The 19,218-nt window shown below is 70.0% G+C and carries 19 protein-coding genes and 1 pseudogene; 12 read left to right on the top strand and 8 right to left on the bottom strand.

Annotated elements, in window-relative coordinates; genetic code table 11:
* Positions 1 to 55 precede the first annotated feature (55 nt).
* Both ACWD04_RS27860 and ACWD04_RS27855 read left to right on the top strand, forming a co-directional pair.
* Positions 56 to 526: a pyridoxamine 5'-phosphate oxidase family protein gene (locus ACWD04_RS27860; RefSeq protein ID WP_451136446.1), complete on the top strand. Its 471-nt coding sequence runs from the start codon at positions 56 to 58 to the stop codon at positions 524 to 526.
* Positions 523 to 798 (top strand): hypothetical protein, encoded by a 276-nt coding sequence (locus tag ACWD04_RS27855; RefSeq protein ID WP_451136444.1) that lies wholly within the window; start codon positions 523 to 525, stop codon positions 796 to 798. The genes ACWD04_RS27860 and ACWD04_RS27855 overlap by 4 nt, the downstream gene beginning before the upstream one ends.
* Positions 799 to 922: 124 nt before the next feature.
* Here the strand turns inward: ACWD04_RS27855 and ACWD04_RS27850 are convergent, their stop codons facing one another.
* A complete protein-coding gene (locus ACWD04_RS27850) occupies positions 923 to 2,254 on the bottom strand; it encodes an aminotransferase class I/II-fold pyridoxal phosphate-dependent enzyme (RefSeq protein ID WP_451136442.1) in 1,332 nt (443 codons plus the stop codon).
* A gap of 35 nt (positions 2,255 to 2,289) precedes the next feature.
* Here ACWD04_RS27850 and ACWD04_RS27845 point away from each other — a divergent pair, with 35 nt between their 5' ends.
* Positions 2,290 to 3,018, top strand: coding sequence for a pyridoxamine 5'-phosphate oxidase family protein (locus ACWD04_RS27845; RefSeq protein WP_451136440.1), 729 nt, complete (start codon positions 2,290 to 2,292; stop codon positions 3,016 to 3,018).
* A 229-nt stretch (positions 3,019 to 3,247) separates the two neighbouring features.
* Here the strand turns inward: ACWD04_RS27845 and ACWD04_RS27840 are convergent, their stop codons facing one another.
* From ACWD04_RS27840 to ACWD04_RS27825, 4 genes and pseudogenes are all read right to left on the bottom strand, one after another.
* A complete protein-coding gene (locus ACWD04_RS27840) occupies positions 3,248 to 4,282 on the bottom strand; it encodes an EamA family transporter (protein ID WP_451136438.1) in 1,035 nt (344 codons plus the stop codon).
* A 69-nt stretch (positions 4,283 to 4,351) separates the two neighbouring features.
* Positions 4,352 to 4,894 carry a Clp protease N-terminal domain-containing protein gene (locus tag ACWD04_RS27835; protein ID WP_451136436.1) on the bottom strand — a complete coding sequence of 181 codons (543 nt, stop codon included), beginning with the start codon at positions 4,892 to 4,894 and terminating at the stop codon, positions 4,352 to 4,354.
* A gap of 202 nt (positions 4,895 to 5,096) precedes the next feature.
* The gene (locus ACWD04_RS27830; RefSeq protein ID WP_451136434.1) at positions 5,097 to 5,693 is read right to left on the bottom strand and encodes a PadR family transcriptional regulator; all 597 of its coding nucleotides are present in this window, start codon (positions 5,691 to 5,693) and stop codon (positions 5,097 to 5,099) included.
* A gap of 101 nt (positions 5,694 to 5,794) precedes the next feature.
* Positions 5,795 to 6,717 (bottom strand): annotated as a pseudogene (locus tag ACWD04_RS27825) (transposase); the annotation flags it as partial.
* 334 nt (positions 6,718 to 7,051) lie between these two features.
* Here ACWD04_RS27825 and ACWD04_RS27820 point away from each other — a divergent pair.
* Positions 7,052 to 7,174, top strand: a complete 123-nt coding sequence (locus ACWD04_RS27820) for a hypothetical protein (RefSeq protein WP_451136432.1) — start codon at positions 7,052 to 7,054, stop codon at positions 7,172 to 7,174.
* Between the two features lie 50 nt (positions 7,175 to 7,224).
* On the opposite strand, the gene ACWD04_RS27815 is transcribed toward ACWD04_RS27820, so the two are convergent.
* Positions 7,225 to 9,168 (bottom strand): hypothetical protein, encoded by a 1,944-nt coding sequence (locus tag ACWD04_RS27815; RefSeq protein ID WP_451136430.1) that lies wholly within the window; start codon positions 9,166 to 9,168, stop codon positions 7,225 to 7,227.
* Between the two features lie 20 nt (positions 9,169 to 9,188).
* On the opposite strand from ACWD04_RS27815, the gene ACWD04_RS27810 reads away from it, so the two are divergent.
* Together ACWD04_RS27810 and ACWD04_RS27805 are read left to right on the top strand one after the other, a co-directional pair.
* On the top strand, positions 9,189 to 9,722 hold the full coding sequence (locus tag ACWD04_RS27810) for a hypothetical protein (RefSeq protein ID WP_451136428.1): 534 nt from the start codon (positions 9,189 to 9,191) through the stop codon (positions 9,720 to 9,722).
* A 365-nt stretch (positions 9,723 to 10,087) separates the two neighbouring features.
* Positions 10,088 to 12,901: a Tn3 family transposase gene (locus ACWD04_RS27805; protein WP_451136426.1), complete on the top strand. Its 2,814-nt coding sequence runs from the start codon at positions 10,088 to 10,090 to the stop codon at positions 12,899 to 12,901.
* 370 nt (positions 12,902 to 13,271) lie between these two features.
* Here the strand turns inward: ACWD04_RS27805 and ACWD04_RS27800 are convergent, their stop codons facing one another.
* The gene (locus tag ACWD04_RS27800) at positions 13,272 to 13,922 is read right to left on the bottom strand and encodes a GntR family transcriptional regulator (RefSeq protein ID WP_451136527.1); all 651 of its coding nucleotides are present in this window, start codon (positions 13,920 to 13,922) and stop codon (positions 13,272 to 13,274) included.
* 118 nt (positions 13,923 to 14,040) lie between these two features.
* Between ACWD04_RS27800 and ACWD04_RS27795 the strand changes: the two genes are divergently transcribed.
* From ACWD04_RS27795 to ACWD04_RS27770, 6 genes are all read left to right on the top strand, one after another.
* Positions 14,041 to 14,691, top strand: coding sequence for an NAD(P)H-binding protein (locus ACWD04_RS27795; protein ID WP_451136424.1), 651 nt, complete (start codon positions 14,041 to 14,043; stop codon positions 14,689 to 14,691).
* Between the two features lie 46 nt (positions 14,692 to 14,737).
* Positions 14,738 to 15,139 carry a RidA family protein gene (locus ACWD04_RS27790; protein WP_451136422.1) on the top strand — a complete coding sequence of 134 codons (402 nt, stop codon included), beginning with the start codon at positions 14,738 to 14,740 and terminating at the stop codon, positions 15,137 to 15,139.
* Complete coding sequence (locus ACWD04_RS27785) at positions 15,139 to 15,573, top strand: SRPBCC family protein (RefSeq protein ID WP_451136420.1); 435 nt, start codon at positions 15,139 to 15,141, stop codon at positions 15,571 to 15,573. The genes ACWD04_RS27790 and ACWD04_RS27785 overlap by 1 nt, the downstream gene beginning before the upstream one ends.
* Positions 15,574 to 15,638: 65 nt before the next feature.
* Positions 15,639 to 16,748, top strand: a complete 1,110-nt coding sequence (locus tag ACWD04_RS27780; protein WP_451136418.1) for an NADH:flavin oxidoreductase/NADH oxidase — start codon at positions 15,639 to 15,641, stop codon at positions 16,746 to 16,748.
* 84 nt (positions 16,749 to 16,832) lie between these two features.
* Positions 16,833 to 17,576, top strand: a complete 744-nt coding sequence (locus ACWD04_RS27775) for an SDR family oxidoreductase (RefSeq protein WP_451136416.1) — start codon at positions 16,833 to 16,835, stop codon at positions 17,574 to 17,576.
* A gap of 40 nt (positions 17,577 to 17,616) precedes the next feature.
* The gene (locus ACWD04_RS27770) at positions 17,617 to 18,054 is read left to right on the top strand and encodes a VOC family protein (RefSeq protein WP_451136414.1); all 438 of its coding nucleotides are present in this window, start codon (positions 17,617 to 17,619) and stop codon (positions 18,052 to 18,054) included.
* Between the two features lie 2 nt (positions 18,055 to 18,056).
* Here ACWD04_RS27770 and ACWD04_RS27765 read toward each other — a convergent pair.
* Positions 18,057 to 19,218 (bottom strand): IS110 family transposase (locus ACWD04_RS27765; RefSeq protein WP_451136412.1); only part of this gene is annotated, 1,162 nt, incomplete at its 5' end.

Genomic DNA, 19,218 nt, shown 5'->3' with positions numbered 1-19,218 from the left:
ATTTCGGGAACCGGCCGGTACTCGTCCGGAACCCGGACCGCAGGAAGGGTGTCCCGTGACCGTTGCCCAACGTCGTGGCCGTCGGATCATGATGACCGACGCGGAACGGGACGCCTACCTCACTGAGCAGCGCACCTGCCGGGTCGCAACAGTTTCCGCCGAGGGCATGCCACACGTCGGGGCCCTGTGGTTCGTGTGGGACGGCACCTCCGTCTGGCTCTACTCCCTCACGCGGAGCCTGCGCTGGGCACAGCTCCGGCGCGAGCCGAGGATCGGCGTGGTCGTGGACGACGGGGTGGAGTACGGCGAGCTGCGCGGGGTGGAACTCTCCGGCGAGGTCTCCTTCGTCGGCGAGATCCCCCGCACGGGCGAGGACTGTGCCGAACTGGAGAGTCCGGAGCGGCTGTTCGCGGCGAAGTATTTCGGGCTGGACTCCATGCCGCACGATGAACGACACGCATGGCTCCGCCTCACCCCGCAGGCCGTCAAGTCCTGGGACTTCAGAAAGCTGCCCGGCCAGGGGTGATTCCGGACGCCTCGCCGCCCGGCAGGTCGGGGCGAGGACAGGGCGACGGGCACCCTTCCGCAGGGATCGGCGCGCGGCAGGGCCCGGCCTTCCGAGCGCAGGCCTCCACTGCGGCTCTGATCGACGGCCTCCGGTCCGACGCCCCGCGCCACGCGGCCCTCCTGCCGTACGACTTCGTCGAGAAAATCGGCCTCACGACGGCGCTGATGGACACCTGCTTCATCCCGGTGATCGCCACGGCGGCCGGAACGTCCCGGCCCGGCGAGCAGTAGATCCGGAACACCCCTGGCGCGCGCACCGGCGGTGGCCACGGGCGCAGCGCTCACCCGGAGCCGGGCCCGTGGCTCCACCGAAGCCGGCGCGGTCACATGCCGTCGCGTCCCGGATCCAGACCGCTCAGCCGTAACTGACCGGGCGGGCGGGCGGTGCCGCCGCCGCCACCGCGTCGGCCAGGGGTTCGATGTCGGCGGCGGACAGCGACGAGACGGTCAGGCGCACCCCCTGCGGCGAGACCATCCGGAACCGTGCCCCCGGCGCCACCGCCCAGCCCGAGTGCAGCATCCTGGCCACCGCCCCGGTCTCGTCGCTCACGGGTACCCACACGTTCATCCCCGTCCGCCCGTACGCCGTGATCCCCCGCTCCCCCAGCGCCCGCACGAGGGCATCCCGGCGCTCCCCGTAGGAACGGGCGACCGCCGCCGTGTCGACGGCACCCGACTCCCACAGATGTGCCACGGTCCGCTGCAGCAGTCCGCTGACCCAGCCGGGCCCCAGCCGCTGGCGCCCCGCCAGCCGGTCCACGGTCAGCCCGTCCCCGGTGAGCACGGCAACCCGCAGGTCCGGCCCGTACGCCTTGGAGACGGACCGCACGAAGGCCCAGCGCTCAGTGACCCCCGCCAGGGGGTGCACCGGCAAATCCACGATGGCATGACCGTGGTCGTCCTCTATCAGGAGCACGCCGGGGTGCTCCGCGAGGACGGACCGAAGCTGCCCTGCCCTCCGGCTCCCCACCGTCGCCCCTGTCGGATTCTGCGCCCGGTCGGTGACCACCAGGGCCTTCGCACCTGCGCGTAGGACCCGATCCACCTCGCCGGGAAGCGGGCCCTCCTCGTCCAGCGCCACCGGAACGACGCGCATCCCGAGCGCCGGAACGAGATCGAGCAGGGCACCCCAGCCCGGGTCCTCGACGGCCACCGCGTCACCGGGCTTGAGGTGCGCGGTGAGCACCCTCTCGATCGCGTCGAGGGCCCCGGAGGTGACTGCCACCGGGCCCCCCGGCACTCCGTCGGCGTCCAGACCGGCCCGTGCGAGCTCCGCGAACCGGGGGACCACCGCCGCGTCGCCGTAGAGGCCGAGTTCCCGGCCGTACGCCTCCGCGGCCGCCCCCAACGCCTCACCGAGGTCCGGCAGCAGGGCGGGATCCGGGTTGCCGTCGCCCAGGTCACGCGCACCCGGAGGAGCCACCACCCGGAGTGAGCCGCGCGCCGTACTCGCTGGCCGGGGCCGCACTCGGCTTCCCCGCCGCCCCGCCGTCTCGATCACTCCGCGCTCGCGGAGGGACCGGTAGGCGGCTGCCACCGTATGTGGATTGACGCCGAGCAAGGCAGCCAACTCCCGTATGGGCGGCAGCACATGACCCGGCCCGAGGTCACCCGAGGCGACCCCGCGCTCCACGCTCGCGGCAATGTCTGATGCACGCCGCCCACTGATCCGATACTCTCCTAGCACAAACCACACTATGCACTAGCACAATGGAGTACGCAATGCCGGAGACCGATACGCCCGACAGCACCGGCCTCCCCGAGGCTGCCGCCTACAAGCAGACCGAGCGCACGGTCCCGAGCCGCGCCAGGCAGCGCGCCTCGTACGACCGGGAGACGGTCCACTCGATACTCGACGCGGCCTACCTCTGCCATCTGGGCTTCATCCGCGACGGCGCGCCCGTCGTCCTGCCGACACTCTTCGGCCGGGTCGGCGAGCGGCTGTACGTACACGGCTCGACCGGATCGCGGCCGCTGCGCGCGACCGGCGCGGCGGTCCCGGGCCTCGCCGTCTGCCTGACCGTGACGCATGTGGACGGTCTGGTGCTGGCCCGTTCCGCCTTCCATCACTCGATGAACTACCGCTCCGTGGTGGTCCACGGCATCGCCCGGACCGTGACCGACCCGGAGGAGCGTCGCATCGCGCTCGACGCCCTCGTCGACCAGGTCGTACCGGGCAGGTCGAAGGACTCCCGGTCCGCCGACGCCAAGGAGCTCGCCGCGACCGCGGTCATCCGCCTGGACCTCGACGAGGTCTCCGCCAAGATCCGTACCGGCGGCCCGAACGACGCCCCGGAAGACCTCTCGCTGCCGTACTGGGCGGGCGTGGTTCCGCTGACGCGCGGGCATGCGGCACCGGTGCCTTCCGACGACCTGGACCCCGCTGTCCAGGTGCCGGACTACCTCACCCGGCTCCGAACCGACGGCGTCCGCCGGCCGCCCGCCCCATGACCGGGTCGGGGCCGCCGCGCGTCCCTGCAAAGGCCAGCCCCGCCACGGCCGTCAGCAGGGTGCCGATGACAGTGGCCGCGGTGAGCTGCTGAGGGAGTAGTCGCTCGGCTCCGCGCGCGGGCAGCGACGAGCCGCTCGGGGGCTTACCCGAGCCCGGTCTTCGTCCGGAGTGACCGCCTCGCGCCAGGCGGAAGGAGACGGAAGGACGGTCAGCAACGTGATCGACACCCTACGACTGAGCCGGAGGCCGGGACAACTCACCCTCGGAAGCGGCCGGCTCGTGCGCTCCCGCCGTATCCGCTGCCGGCGCGCCCGGGCCCGAAGCCACCGGCCCCGACGAGGGCTTGGGCGCGGACGACTGTGCGATGAAGGCGCCGATCAGCACCACTCCCCCTCCCACGAGCTGCGGCGCGGAGAGGTGCTCACCCAGCAGCACCCAGGCGAGCACGGTCGCGATGACCGCCTCGAGACACGCGACGACACCCGCGACCTGCGGCGAAAGCAGCCGTACCGACACCACACCGGTGACGTAGGCCAGCACGGTCGCCAGCAGCACGATCCAGCCGAGCAGCAGCCACGCCGGGACGGCGCGCCCGTCCATGTCCGCGCTCCCGCCGAGGACCGCCCAGTCCATGCCCCAGGGCCTGGCCACCACCGTGAGCACGGCCGCACCGGCCAGCAGTCCGTACGCGATAACACCTACGGGGTGCGGGGGTTCGGCGTCGGCCGTGTCGCCGTGGCCGGCGCCCTGGTCCGACAGGACGAAGTAGCCCACCTGGCAGCACGCCGCACCGAGCGCGAGCAGCAGCCCGATCACGTCGAAGCTCAGACCGGTCCATACCTCAACGACGCAGGCGAGTCCGCCGACCGCCAGCACCACGCCGGCCGCGGCGGCGCGGGTGACCGGCCGTCGCTGCACGAAGCGCACCCAGCCGAGGACGAGTGCGGGCGCCAGATACTCGATCAGAAGAGCGACACCGACCGGGATACGCGAGATCGAGGCGAAGTAGAAGGCCTGCACCCCGGCTACGGCGAACAGTCCGAAGCCGGCCAGCAGCACAGGCCGCTCCCGCACCAGATGCCGGTGCCGCCAGGCAACCGGCAGCATGACGAGGGCGGCGCCGGCTACCCGCAGCCACACCACGTGCAGCGGGCCGAGCCCCGCCTCGATCAGCGGCTTGGCCGCAACCCCTGAACCACCGAATGCGAAGGCCGAGGCAAGGGCCAGGCCCAGACCTGCTCTTCTCCCCTGAGACGCGTGCATCGGCACATCATGACAGCAGGCGTCAGCAGCGTCACCACCGTCACACCTGTCCGTTGCGCGTGTCCATGATCACCCCTGCGGGTCCCTCGCGGCCGTCCGGTCCGCCGCACGGGCAGCCAGCCCCTGGGCTGCGACCCCTGCCCGCTCCAGCACCTCGACCGCACGGCACTGCGGATCCGCGACCAGGGCCGCCAGCAGATCGAGGCCGTCGGCGCGGATCTCCCCGCGCAGGAGCGCGCCACGAGCGGCACGGTCCAGCGCCGCTGCCGCCGAGGGCGACCACCCTTCACCCACCGGCTCCCGTCCGGCCGGGAACACGCCCGAGTCCTCCTGCGTCCCCTGCCAGCGCAGGCCGTATCCGATGCTGCGCTGCACGAGATAGCCGAGCACCTTGGCCAGCTGGGGCCGGCCGTCGAAGGCGTCCCGCACCTCGGGATCGGACTCCACGAGGGAGTGAAGGAGATGAGCCGTATCGACATGCCGGTCGCCGTCGCGCACGGCCCGGCGACGCGCACCACTCACGACACCGGTCATGGCGGCGCTCAGCCCGTCACCGGCCCACAGGTTGCTCGGCGGAGCTTGTTCGGGGATCCCTGACGTCCGGATTTGCACCTCTCCACCCCATCAGCCCCAGAGAGAGAAGACATCCCCGGTGCGGCCCATCCGGCATGCCGCGAAAGGCGGGGACCGACGAGTGCTCCCTCATCCTTACGGATGAGATCGCGCAGTTCGTGGCGGTTCGGCGGTATGCACGGCGGACAGAAGAAGGGCCCCACGACCGGGGGCCCTTCTCGGTTCGCGCGTGCCGCACGGCTCAGTGCTCGTCGGCGAGGATCAGGTACAGCTTCTTGCGGGCGTCGTTGATCACCGTGAGAGCCTTCTGCCGCTGCTCGGCCGAGCCGGTCTTCCAGACCTGGCCGAATGCCTCCATCAGTCCGAAACCGGCCTGCCGGATCTCGTTCACGCCCTCCCAGTCGACACCGCGCCCCGCCTCTTCCCAGGGTGCGTCGGGGCCGGACTCGGCCTCACCGCGTCCCAGTTCGGTGAGCGTGAACAACTTCTTCCCTCCCTCACTGGCGCTGGTGATCAGCCCCTCGTCCTCCAGCAGCTGGAGGGTGGGATACACCGAGCCGGGGCTGGGCTTCCAGGCCCCTCCGCTGCGCTCGCCGATCTCCTGGATCATCTCGTAACCGTGCATCGAGTGGTCCTTGAGCAGCGCGAGGATCGACGCGCGTACGTCACCGCGCCTGGCCCTCCCCCGCCCGCCCCCTCGGCCGCGTCCGCCACCGAAGGGCCCACCACCGAAGGGCGGTCCGAACGGGCCGAACGCGGCACGGCCGCCTTCGGCGTCCCCCCTGTCGGCACCTCGGCGCCCGGGGCCGCATCCGTGGTCGTTTCCATGTGAACGCATAACTGCGCTCCTCCCTTGATCCCACTTACGCGACTCTTCACCAAACGGTCGCGATACCTCAACGATATATCGGTAACTATCGCCTGGCAAGGATCGAACTCGGTCCCCTCGATCACCGGCAGGGCACCCATCTGGGAAGTCCAGGCCGAGCGGTGCGTCAGTCGCGGATGGAGTCGGTCCCATGCCCGTGCGGTGGCGGTGCCGTAGAGACGGGTCTCGGTCACGGTCTGAACGTCGGGAGTGTTCCAGGTGGCCGGGTCACCGAAGACGAACTCCCCGCCGTGGCGGGGCGGGCGGCCCCGGACGCCGGGCTCACGGGGTGGGACCGTGCGTCGCAGGACCCGGTCCGAGCGCATGCGTCCCAGCACCTGCACCGGGAGATCTTTCAGGGAAGGAAGGCCAGCCGTGGCACGTCGTAGCCGGCATCCACCACGACCAGGATCTCCGGATCACCGCCCTTCCACTGCCCGGCATCGATCAGCCGCTCGATGAGATCACGCATCTGCCCAGCGGTGACGGTGGTGGCGTCGTCACCCGGTGCCAGACGCAGCGCGTCCAGCGGCGCGGTCCAGGAACTGCGGCCGGTCTCCAGCGCACAGATCACCGAGTACGGCCGGCCGGGAACGGGAATGTGCTGGTCCTTGCCCCGCCCGTAGGTGTGGCACAGGATCCGGTGCGGTGAGGTGTGCGCGTTTGGCCGCAGCCAGCAGGTGAGGTCGGCGGCCAGGACCAGCCGGCCGTCCGCTGCCCTCGGCAGCGGCACCCCGGCCAAGGCCCGTCGCAGTCGGGCCACATCGACCCGGCCCGCGGAAAGGGCGTCGTAGAGCCCGCCGTGTCCGCGACGGTGCTCTCCCACCAGCGACAGTTCCACCAGCGACCGCACCGGACCGTCCGCGCACAACACCGCGTCCGCAAGCTCGAACAGCGCATCCGCACGCCTGGTCAGACAGGAGTAGAACTCACCCCGGAAGCGTGGCAGTTCCGCAAACGGATCCTGCCGGACAGCGTGATGCAGCAGACTCATCCCCACGGCCTTCGTGCTGAGCGTTGTGTGTTCCTTGGTCGGATCACATGCTCAGCCGAAGGCCGCCTGCACGTAGGGCAGTTCCAGTCCGAGTGATCAAGTACGAAAAACCGTTCGGACTGCAAGGTTAAAGATCAAGCTCAGTGCCTGTTTCCGAACCCCTGGGGATGAGGGCTCGGTAAGCTCGGATCAGGCGGAGCCTGGACCAAGTTGACCGCGGTGAACTTGAGAATGACCAAGCCCTCGCGGTCCTTGGTGGCCTTCGGATGGCGTTGGTGGTCACCACCGCCACGGCGTTCGCCGCTCCCCTCGCTCAGGGCTATGAGGAACAGACGTGGCCCGCCTCTCCCCGTTCGTGCGGCACCACGTGAACATGCTGGGCCGGTACTCCTTCCAGCTCCCCGAGTTGCCCGGCGGGCTTGACGGATCCTGGTCGGCCGCCTGGCGGAGGTGGTGAGCGAGGTGAGGGTCTAGCTAAGCGCGTTCAAACCACGCCCCCTGATCGGTTTAGCCGCGGGTGACCTGCAGATCCCGGTACTTAAAGGTGATCACTTGATGGCCACCGATGCCGGTGTCGATTCTCGTGACTTGCGGATACGTGAACTTGTAGTGGGCCAGCGAATTGCCGGCCCAGTCAAGTGCATTCATGGTGACGTACCCTTGCACCGGCTCTTTGGGGTCGCCCTGCGCCGCCAGCCACCTATCGACGAGGGGCGAACGTACGTCACCCCGGCCGAAAGTTGCTTCTTGGTCGGTGATGGTGATGTCGCCATTGGTCAGGTACTCGGCGTGGACTCCGTTTACGCCGAACGCACAAGTTAGGGAATCCCTGATGGGGTCCATGAGGCCGCCGTCGCGGAAGGCAGTAGCCTCGGAAATCCGGGAAGGCGATGACGTGCTCGCGGCGGCCGGCATGGCAAGGGCGCTTAGGAGACCGACGGACAGTATGCCCGCAATAGCCAGCGGTGCTAAGGAACGCCCGGGACGAGACTGACGAGACATGGAAATCTCACGTTTCAGTAGGTGCTGTGGGGTTTCAAAGCTACTGACGTGACGGCCCGGAGTCGTCCTCCTTCGGAGGGAACCTACGTGTAGCTCACATGGGGGACCAAGCCCACTCGTCCCGGGGTCAGGCGCCGTGCCTGCCACGTCGTGCGCGGGGCGAGCACCCACCGTACGAGCGAGAAGCGAACGCGGCTGGCGCCGGCTGATGTCCCCGATGGTCCCGTACGCCTCGCTGGGGAAGTGCCGGATGTACCAGTCGAGCATCTTGGCCACCGGCGGGGTCAGGTTCAGGTGCCACCACTTTCCCGCCCCGCGGTCGTCCTCGTCGTCGGCGAACATGTCGAGCGAGTCCCGCCAGTCGTAGAGCACCGCGGCCCGGACGGTCCGTCCCAGGTGCTCGGTGGGGATGATGCGGTCGAGGCTGACGGCGACGGACCAGGCGAGCTCGCCCGCGATCTCGGCGACGGACTCTTTGTTGCGCTGGCGCAGCACCCACCGCTTGCGCACGTCGGGCCGGTCGAAGAGCGTGTGCTGGAAGTCGGTGACGAACCGGTCGCGCACCTCGGCCGCGCCCGGCGGGAGGCTGTCGCGGTCGCCGGCGGACATGGCGGCCCCGACGCCTTCGTAGGAGCGCTGGCGGGACTCCGCCCAGTCCTCGGCCACCGCCCGGGCCCACTGGTCGCGGCCGCCGACGACGGCCTGCGGCAGCGGCACCTCGCTGTTGCCGCGCGAGATGTAGGCGCGCAGCGTCGATGCGGTGATGCCGCCCAGCTCGGCCATCTCCGGGGCGCCGAGCAGCTGCGAGCCGGTGAGCTCCGGGCTGGAGACGTCGACCACGCACCGCTCCAGCTCCAGCGCGCCGGCCTGCTCCCGGCGGCGCTCGGCCCACAGTGCCAGGTGGTCGAGCCAGTTGTCCGGCCTGGCGGCATCCGCCTCGAAGGTGGCCACCTTGCCGACGTACGCCCTGGCCGGGTCGGCGCGGCCGTCGAGCATGTCGGCGGCGGTGACGGTGACGGCGGCGCGGGCCTTGCGGCGGTCGTGGTCCTGGCCGACCGGATTCCAGACCTGTCCGGGCCGGTACCAGGTGGTGCCGTTGAACCAGTAGCCGCCGGCGCGGAACAGCAGCTGGTCCTGCGTCCACTGGGTGTGCCAGGAGGAGGTGTCGCCGTCGCGCATCAGCAGCACGGTCCGGCCGTGCTCGGGGTGGAAGCGGACCACCCAGCCGAGCGAGTGCTTCATCGGGTCGGTGGTGAAGGCGTGCCAGCCGCCGTCGGCGCGGTTCTTGTCGAAGCGGCCCCACATCCCGTCGGCCTTGTGGCGGCCGACGGCCTCGATGGCCTCGGGGCCGTCGTCGAAGGGGAGGTGGGAGTCGTCGACGAACCGCCTGCACCCAGACCGACCTCGATGCCTGGCACGCGGAGAAGTACGCCGCCCGGCGCCCCGCACAGGCATTCCTGCGCTGGCGCATGGACACCCGCCGGATGCCGCGGCTGGCCATCCCGAACCGCCCGACCACCAACCCCCACCCGATGGGCCAACACCAGCGCATCACCGCCCTGCAACGGGTCCTCGCCGACAACAGCACCTCACCGAGAGTCCGCCTCGCCGCCTGTCTGGTCCTGCTGTTCGCCCAGCCCGTCAGCCGGATCGTCCGCATGACCACCGACGACGTTGTCCACGACGGCCAGCACGTCGCACTCCGGCTCGGCGACCCGCCCACCCCAGTCCCCGAGCCGGTGGCCGCCCTCCTGCTCGGCTACCTCCAGGCCCTGCCCACCAACACCCCTGCTATCAACCAGAACTCGCCCTGGCTCTTCCCCGGCCGCCGCGCGAGCCAGCCGATGAACCCCGGCACTCTGCGCGACGCGCTGCGGAAACTCGGCGTCCCAGCCGAGAAAGGCCGCACCTCCGCCATCCGCCAGCTCGTTCTCCAAGCACCGGCGCCCGTCATCGCCCAGGCACTGGGCGGTTACGCCTGCAGGCGCTTGATCCAAGGGTGAGGTCCGTACGTCTTGGAGATCGCATCGACGAGCCAACGTCGCTGCTGATCCGTGAGCACGGGCAGCGCAGCGTCGAAGTCCTCTTCATCCTTGGGTCGAGGTGTCTTGGCTTTGTAGTAGAGCTGCACGTCCAGGGCGAGAAAGGGAACACCGTCAGCCGAGGTCATCCCCAGCGTGCTGATCGGCCTACGAACCTGGGGGTCACGCCGTGACACCCATTCCGGCCCCGAAGTCCTAGCCCAGACACCGGGGAGCAAGTAACCCATCGGTAGTTCCTGGGAATCCGCACACGCCGTTTTCCGGCGCTTGGTGCCCTCGTTGAGCTGATCGGGTGAACGCCCGTGGGGCCGACGGCAGGGGCTGATGTGCGGCAGGAGTGGACGCCGGAGGATGTGGTGGCGTGCTGGGCCCTGGTGGACGCCGACTGGGAGCTGGTCGCGAACAAGTCGGGTCCGACCCGGCTGGGCTTCTGCCTGCTGCTCAAATTCTTCGAGATCAAGGCCCGGTTCCCGGAGTTCATCGAGGAGTTCCCGCAGCCCGCTGTGGAGTACGTCGCCGGGTTGGTGAAGGTCCCGGCGGCCGAGCTCGGGAAGTACGACCTGGCGGGCGCGAAACGGCACCGCAAGCAGATCCGAGAGGCGCTCGGTTTCCGGCCGGCCACGCTCGCGGACGAGGAGGCGCTCACCGGGTGGCTGGCTGCGGAGGTGTGCCCGGTCGAGCTGGTGGAGAACCGGCAGCGCGACGCCCTGCTGGTCGAGTACCGGGCGCGGAAGATCGAGCCCCCGGGCCGGACCCGCGTCGAGAAGATCCTGGTCGCAGCCCGGGGCCGGTGGGAGTCGGCATTCTGCACTCGCGTCATCGAGCGCCTGGGCGAGGCGGGCACGGACCGGCTGCTGTCTCTGGTGGCCGAGGACAACGAGGCGGGCACTGCCCTGCTGGCCGCCCTCAAACGCGACCCGGGCGCGGTCGGCCTGGACTCTCTTCTCACCGAGATCACCAAGCTCAACGACGTACGCAGACTGGGCTTGCCCGAGGGGCTGTTCGCGGACTGCTCGGAGAAGCTGGTGGCCGCGTGGCGGGCGCGGGCGATCAAGATGTACCCCTCGGACTTCCGCGACACGAGCGCGGACGTGCGGATCACGCTGCTCGCGGCGCTGTGCTGGTCGAGGCAGGCGGAGATCACCGATGCCCTGGTCGAGCTGCTGATCGCCCTGGTCCACAAGATCAATGCCCGTGCTGAGCGGCGGGTGGAGAAGCAGCTGACGGCCGAGCTGAAGAAGGTCCGCGGCAAGGAGGGCATCCTCTTCAAGCTGGCGACGGCCGCCGTCGACAAGCCCGACGAGGTCGTACGCCGGGCCCTGTTCCCGGTGGTGGGTGAGAAGACGCTGCGGGAGCTGGTGGCCGAGGCGAAGGCGAACGAGAAGGTGTTCAAGGCCAAGGTCCGCACCACCCTGCGCTCCTCCTACAGCTCGTACTACCGGCAGATGCTGCCGCCGCTGATGAACACATTGGGCTTCCGATGCGACAACACCGCCTACCGGCCGGTGATGGACGCGCTCGCGCTGTTGAAGAGGTACGCCGACGTCGACGGCAAGTCCCGCTTCTACGACGCCACGGACGTCGTGCCGATGGACGGCGTGGTGCGCAAGGACTGGCGCGCGGCGGTCGTCGACGACAAGGGCAGGGTCGAGCGCATCCCGTACGAGCTGTGCGTGCTGGTGGCGCAGCGGGACGCGGTGCGCCGCCGCGAGATCTACGTCGAGGGCGCGGCCCGCTGGTGCAATCCGGAGGACGACCTGCCGGGCGACTTCGAGGCCACCCGTACCGTGCACTACGCCGCGATCCGCCAGCCGCTGAACCCGCGGGCGTTCATCGCGGAGCTGAAGAAGCGCATGACCGCGGCCCTGGACCGGCTCTCGGTGGCGCTCGCGGGCGGTTCGGCGGGCGGGGTGAAGATCACCACCCGCAAGGGCGAACCGTGGATCACCGTGCCGAAGCTGGAGCCGCTGGCGGAGCCGACCGGCCTACAGGCCCTCAAGGATGAGGTCGTACGCCGCTGGGGCGTCCTGGACCTCCTGGACGTGCTGAAGAACCCTGACTTCCTGACCGGTTTCACCGAGGAGTTCTCGTCGGTCGCCGCGTACGAGCGCATCGACCGTGCCGTCCTCCAGCGCCGCCTGCTGCTGGCCCTCTTCGCGCTGGGCACGAACATGGGCATCCGCGCGATCGTGGCCACCGGCGAGCACGGCGAGAGCGAAGCGTCCCTGCGGCATGTGCGCCGGCACTTCATCACCGTCGACAACCTCCGCGCGGCGGTCACCAGGCTGGTGAACGGCACGTTGGCCGCACGCGATGCCGCCTGGTGGGGACGGTGCACCGCGTGCGCGTCGGACTCGAAGAAGTTCGGGTCCTGGTCCAGCAACTTCATGACCGAGTACCACGCCCGCTACGGCGGCAACGGCGTGATGATCTGCTGGCACGTCGAGCGGAAGAACGTCTGCATCTGCTCCCAGCTCAAGAGCTGTTCGTCGTCCGAGGTCGCGGCGATGATGGAGGGACTGTTGCGGCACTGCACGGATGCCGAGATCGAGTCCCAGTACGTCGACACCCACGGCGCCTCGGTGGTCGGGTTCGCCTTCACCGAACTGCCCAACTTCCGCCTGCTGCCCCGGCTGAAGAACATCGGCACCATCCGCCTGTACCGCCCGGACGACACCCCGCCCGGCTGGCCCGCGCTCGGCGCCTCGCTGACGAGGCCGATCCGCTGGGAGCTGATCGAGCAGCAGTACGACCAGATGGTGAAGTACGCGACCGCGCTCCGGCTCGGCACCGCCGAGGCCGAGCAGGTGCTGCGGCGCTTCACCCGCGGCGGACCCAAGCACCCCACCTACGCCGCGCTCGAAGAACTCGGCCGCGCGGTCCGCACGGTCTTCGCGTGCGACTACCTGGCCAGCCCCGGTCTGCGCCGGGAGATCCACGGCGGGCTCCAGGTCGTGGAGAACTGGAACTCGGCGAACACCGTGCCGCACTACGGCAAGGACGGCGCCCTGACCGGCCCGGACAAGGAGCACGCTGAAACCTCGATGCTCGCCCTGCACCTGCTCCAGTCCGCACTCGTGCACGTCAACACCCTGCTGGTGCAGCAGATCCTGGCCGAACCGGCCTGGGCCGAGAGCTGAGCGACGAGGACCGGCGCGGCCTGACCGCGCTGTTCTGGTCCAACGTCAACCCGTACGGCACCTTCCGACTGGACATGGCCAAGCGCCTCGACCTGGGGCCTGTCGCTGCCGTACCAGGGCCACGCACACCGGCGGACGCCGCCGACCGGTCCAGCGGGCGCCTGGCCTGAGGGGGTCCTGCGCAGCGCGGGATCGCTTCGTCGGCGGCGCGGCCTGACGAAGCGGCGGACCGGTCGAGCGGTGCCGGCCGTACGCGGTGGCTGCTGTGACCGGCTGTCGTCGCACATGTCCATGGTTGCCGGGGCGGGCGATGACGAAGACGCACAGAATGCTCAACGCCGGGGGCGCCCAGATGCCGGCGGATCAGTCCTCAGGCTGGGTTCGACGTACCTGTGACGACGTCCAGGGCGTGGCGGCGGTGGGCGGCGAAGAGGGGGAGGGCGGCCTGGGGGTCGCGGGCGCGCAGGGCGGCGGCCAGTGCATGGTGCTCCTGGGGGATGCAGCCGAGGTAGCCCTCGGTGCTGAGGCCGATGCGGGTCAGCAGGAACAGGTGGACCTGGCAGCGGATGGACTCCCAGGCCGCGGCGAGACGCTGGTGGCCGGTGGCGGCGAAGACGGCGTCGTGGAAGGCGATGTCCAGGCGGACCATGTCGTGCGGGTTCGTCGTGTGCTCCATCACGTCGGCCGCCTTCTCGATGGCGGCGAGGTCCTCCTCGGAGGCGTGGGCGATGACCTGCTGGACGGCGAGGTCCTCCAGCGCGCCGCGCAGACTGTCGAGCTCGGCGACGTCCTCGGCGGACAGCGTGGTGACGACGGTGCCGCGATGCCAGGCGCAGTGCACGAGCCCCTCGCGTTCCAGTCCGCGCAGGGCCTCACGCACCGGTCCCCTGCTGACCTGCAGTGCGCCGGAGAGTTCGACCTCGCGCAGTGGTGCCCCGGGGGCGTAGGCGCCGCTGAAGATCGCCTCCCGGATCCGGTCGGCGACCTCGTCGGCCAGTCCGCGACGGCGGGCGGGGGCCACCGCGTCTATGAGTTGCGTCTTCTCCATGTCGTAATGTTAACATTCCTGGATTGTCGCAATGTCAACATTAGGACAACCGGAGTGGCCGATCATCCGGCCAGGAAAGAGACGATTTCCCATGAAGGTGTTCCAGATCGGTGCCGCCGGCGGTGTCGGCAGGAGGCTCGCGGGCCTGCTGTCCGAGCGCGGCGACGAGGTGACCGGCATGCACCGCAGCCCGGACCAGGCCGACACGATCCGCGCGACCGGTGCGACGCCGGTCACCGGCGACCTGATCAGCGATTCCGTCGAAGAGCTCGCGGGCAAGCTCGCCGGGCACGACGCGGTGGTGTTCTCGGCCGGCGCCCACGGAACCGGCATGGACAAGACCACCCTCATCGACGGCAGAGGCCTTCAGAAGGCAGCCGACGCGGCTGCCGCCGCCGGGGTGACACAGTTCGTCCTGGTCTCGGTCTTCCCCGACGCGCTGCGCGGCGGCGAGGCCGGTGAGGGCTTCGAGCACTACATCAAGGTCAAGAAGAGCGCCGACGTGTACCTGGCGCGCACCGATCTCGACTGGCTGATCGTCCGTCCCGGAACCCTGCTGGACACCCCCGGCAGCGGCCGGGTCACCGCCGCGGCGGCCGTCGAGTACGGCGACGTGCACCGCGACGATGTCGCGGCGTTCATCGACGCCGCCCTGCACGAGCGGCGCCTGAGCCGCGTCATCGTCGAGCTGACCTCCGGCGACACCACCGTCGCGGACGCGGTCGCCCGCCTCGCCGCCTGAGCCAGGCGCCCCACCCCTGCGCCCCCACCAGAGAAGGACAACCACCATGACTGCGATCGATTCCTACAGCCACGGCGTCTCGGGCGAGCGCGAGTTCGGCTTCGCCCAGGCCATCAAGGTCGACCACACGATCTACGTCTCGGGCCAGCTCTCCCACGACGACGAGGGCAACTTCCTGCACCCGGGCGACTTCGAGGCCCAGACCGAGCAGGTCTTCGCGAACTTCGAGAAGGTCCTCGCCCACTACGGCGCCACCCGCAACCAGGTCGTCTCCGAGACCCAGTACATCGTTGACCTGCCGAAGTACAACAACGCGATGGCGGCCGCCAACCTGGCCTACTTCGGCGACCACCGCCCCACCAGCAGCACCATCGGCGTCGCGTCGCTGTTCTTCCCCGGCCAGCTCATCGAGACCAACTTCGTCCTCGACACCCGTCTGCCTGCCTGATGGCACAGGCGTACTGGAGTTCCGTCTTCACCAGCTCCGCAGACGAGACCTGGGCGGTCGTCCGGCGGTTCAACGGCCTGCCCGACTGGCACCCGGCCATCCGGGCGAGCGAGATCATCGGGGGCGGCGACGGGCTCACACCCGGCACGATCCGCCTCCTCACCGGGGTGGACGGCAGCATCTACCGGGAACGGCTCGTGGGCCTGGACGAGGTCGGCCGGAAGCTGAGTTACGAGATCGTCGAGGCACCGCTGCCGGTCCGCGGCTACCGCTCGACGCTGCACGTACATCCCGTCGCCGACACCGGCGGCGCCTTCCTCAGCTGGCACGCCACCTTCGACCCGGCCGAGGGAACCACCGCCCAGGAAGCCGCCACGCTCCTCGAAGCGGCCTACGCCCCCGCCCTCGCGGGCCTCCACACGATCCTCGCCTGACACCGGACGGCAGCCGCCCCGTCCCGATGCCATCGATCACCGATCACGAAAGAAGCACCCCCCACATGAGTTCCCTGTTCACCCCCCTCACCCTGCGTTCCCTGTCGATACCCAACCGGGTGTGGATGTCCCCGATGTGCATGTACTCCGCCGCCCCCGAGGGCGAGAAGACCGGGGTGCCGACCGACTTCCACCTCATCCACCTGGCCTCCCGTGCCGCCGGCGGCGCCGGTCTGGTCATGGCCGAGGCCACCGGCGTCCGGCCCGACGGGCGCATCAGCCCCTGGGACCTGGGCCTGTGGAACGACCGCCAGCAGGAGGCATTCACCCGCATCACCGAGGCCATCAAGGCCCACGGCGCCGTCCCTGCCATCCAGCTCGCCCACGCCGGCCGCAAGGCGTCGGTGGACAAGCCGTGGCTGTCCGACCGCTACCTGTCCGAGGACGAGAACGGCTGGCAGCCCGTCGCCCCCAGTCCGGTCGCGTACGACGGACTCGCCGTCCCGCACGAGCTGACCGTGGAGGAGATCCGGCAGCTCGTACGTGACTTCGCGGACTCCGCGCGGCGCGCGCTGGCCGCCGGCTTCCAGGTGGCCGAGGTGCACGGCGCCCACGGCTACCTGATCAACTCCTTCCTCTCCCCGGCCTCCAACCACCGCACCGACGCCTACGGCGGCAGCTTCGAGAACCGCATCCGCTTCGCCCTGGAGGTCGTCGACGCGGTCCGCGCGGTGTGGCCCGAGGACCTGCCGGTGTTCTTCCGCACCTCGGCCACCGACTGGCTGACCGAGAACCCCGAGGACAAGCGCGAGGGCTGGACCGGGGACGACACCGTCCGCCTCGCCAAGGAACTCCACGCCCACGGCGTCGACCTGCTGGACGTGTCCACCGGCGGCATGGTCCGCGACGCGAAGATCGTCGCCGGGCCGAACTACCAGGTGCCCTTCGCGGACCAGGCCCGCAACCAGGCCGGCATCCCCACCGCAGCCGTCGGCGTCATCACCGAGCCGCAGCAGGCCGAGGACATCATCACCAGCGGGCAGGCCGACGCCGTCTTCCTCGGCCGCGAACTGCTCCGCAACCCCTACTGGACCCAGCACGCCGCGCTCGCACTCGACACCGAGCCGACCTGGCCCGACCAGTACGCCTACGTCGTCAAGCGCCGCAAGCGCTGACCTCCCCACCCCGTACAGCTAAAGCCTCCGCCGCGCTCCCCCCACCAGGAAAGGCGCGCTGAACCACCGCACCGGGAGATCCCCGTGAACCACCTTCAGGACGAGGTCGTCGTCATCACCGGCGCCTCCTCCGGCATCGGCGCCGTCAGCGCCAAGGCCCTCGCCGCCCGCGGCGCCAAGATCGTCGCCGCCGCCCGCGGCCAGGAAGACCTCGACCAACTGGTCACCGACATCGAGAAGGCCGGCGGCACCGCCACCGCACGGCTCACCGACGTCACCGACGCCACCGACATGCAGGCACTGGCCGACTTCTCCATCGACACCTACGGGCGTATCGACGTCCTCGTCAACAACGCCGGCCTGATGCTCTTCTCGTACTGGAAGGACCTCGCGCTCGACGACTGGAACCGGATGCTCGACGTGAACATCCGCGGCTACCTCAACGGTGTCCACGCCGTCCTGCCCGTGATGCTCCGCCAGAAGTCCGGCCACATCCTCAACATGGACTCGGTGGCCGGTCACCAGGTCGGCGACGGCGCCGGTGTCTACAGCGCGACGAAGTTCTTCGTGCAGGCCATGACCGAGTCCATGCGCAGGGAACTCGGCGTCCACCAGGGCATCAAGGCGTCCACGATCAGCCCCGGCGTCATCGACACCGGCTGGGCCGACAAAGTCACCGACCCCGCCGGACGCAAGGCCGCCCAGGAGCTCAACGCGATCGCGATCAGCCCCGAGTCCATCGCCGACGCCGTCGTCTACGCCCTCGACCAGCCCGCCGACGTCACCGTCAACGACCTGATCATCTCCCCCACCCGCCAGAACTGGTAAGCACAAGGCACTCCCCACCGCACGGAAGGAACCCCAGGCCATGTCCGGTCTCGCCTCCCCCATCCCCCGCTTCCACCTCGCCGTCCCGGTCGACGACCTCGACGCCGCCCGCCGCTTCTACGGCGAGACGCTCGGCCTGGCACAGGGCCGCAGCGCCGACACCTGGGTGGACTGGAACCTGCACGGCCACCAGCTCGTCACCCACCTCGCCCCGGCCCGCACCGAACAGATACACAACCCGGTCGACGGCCACGACGTCCCCGTACCGCACTTCGGGCTGATCCTGACCGTCGACGCCTTCCACCGGCTCGCCGACCGGCTGCGCGCCGCGGACACCGACTTCGTCATCGAGCCCTACGTGCGTTTCGCTGGCGAGACCGGCGAGCAGTGGACGATGTTCCTGCTCGACCCGGCCCGCAATGCCCTGGAGTTCAAGGCGTTCGCCGACGACTCCCAGGTATTCGCTTCCCAATCTTGAAGTCAAGCCGCATGAGTCACTGGGGGTATGACTTGGTAGCACCGTCGGTCACGGATCAGTGCCCAGAAGACGTTGACGCGGCGGCGGGCGAGCGCGAGCACGGCTTGGACGTGGCGCTTGCCCTCAGCTCGCTTTCTGTCGTAGAAGCGGCGCGAGTTGGGGTCGCAGCGGATGCTGATCAGCGCGGAGGTGTAGAAGACGCGTTGCAGGCCGCGGTGGTACTGCTGTGGCCGGTGCAGGTTGCCGTGGGACTTCCCCGAGTCGTGCGGGGCGGGGGCCAGGCCGGCGAAGGCGGCCAGCCGGTCCGGGGTGGCGAAGGAGCCCATGTCGCTTCCCACGGCGGCCAGGAACTCCGCTCCCAGCAGAGCGCCGATGCCCGGCATGCTGGTGATCACGTTGGCGAGTTCGTGGCGGCGAAACCGGCCCTCAATGAGCTTGTCGACTTCCGCGATCTTCTCGTTGAGGGCGATCACCTCCTCGACCAGCGCACGCACCATCGCTGCGATGGCCGCTTCGCCGGGGACGGCGGTGTGCTGTCGCTCGGCGGCCTCGACTGCGGCGGTGGCGAGGGCTTCGGCGTTGCGGACCTTGCGGGTGTGCAGCCACTTGGTCAGGCGGTTCACGCCCGCGCGGCGGATGGCCGATGGGGCCTGGTAGCCCGTCAGCAGCACCAGCGGCCCCTTGGTGGTCACATCCAGCGCGCGTTCCAGCGCGGGGAACATGCTGGTCAGCGTTCCGCGCAAGCGGTTGATCGCCCGGTTGCGGTCGCAGGCGAGGTCGGTGCGGCGGGCGGTGAACAGCTTGAGCTCGATGGTCGCCTCGTCGCTCGGCCGCATGGGCTTCAGATCGCGGCGGACGCGGGCCTGGTCGGCGATGACGAGCGCGTCGCGGGCGTCGGTCTTGCCCTCGCCCCGGTAGCCGTCGGTGGCCCGGTTGACCGCCCGGCCGGGGATGTAGAGCAGTTCCTGCCCGTGGTTGACCAGCAGGGCGATCAGCAGCGCGGCCCCGCCGTCGGCCATGTCCACCGCCCAGGTGACCTCGTCCGCGAGGACGAGGACGTCGGCGAGGAGCTGGAGGAGTTCCGGCTCGTCGTTGGCCACCCGGCGCGACAGCAGCTTGGTGCCATCGGCGTCGAGGACAACACAGTGGTGGTGGGTCTTGCCG

The sequence above is a fragment of the Streptomyces sp. NPDC002911 genome, from assembly GCF_053591835.1.
This window is presented reverse-complemented; position numbering and strand designations above follow the sequence as displayed.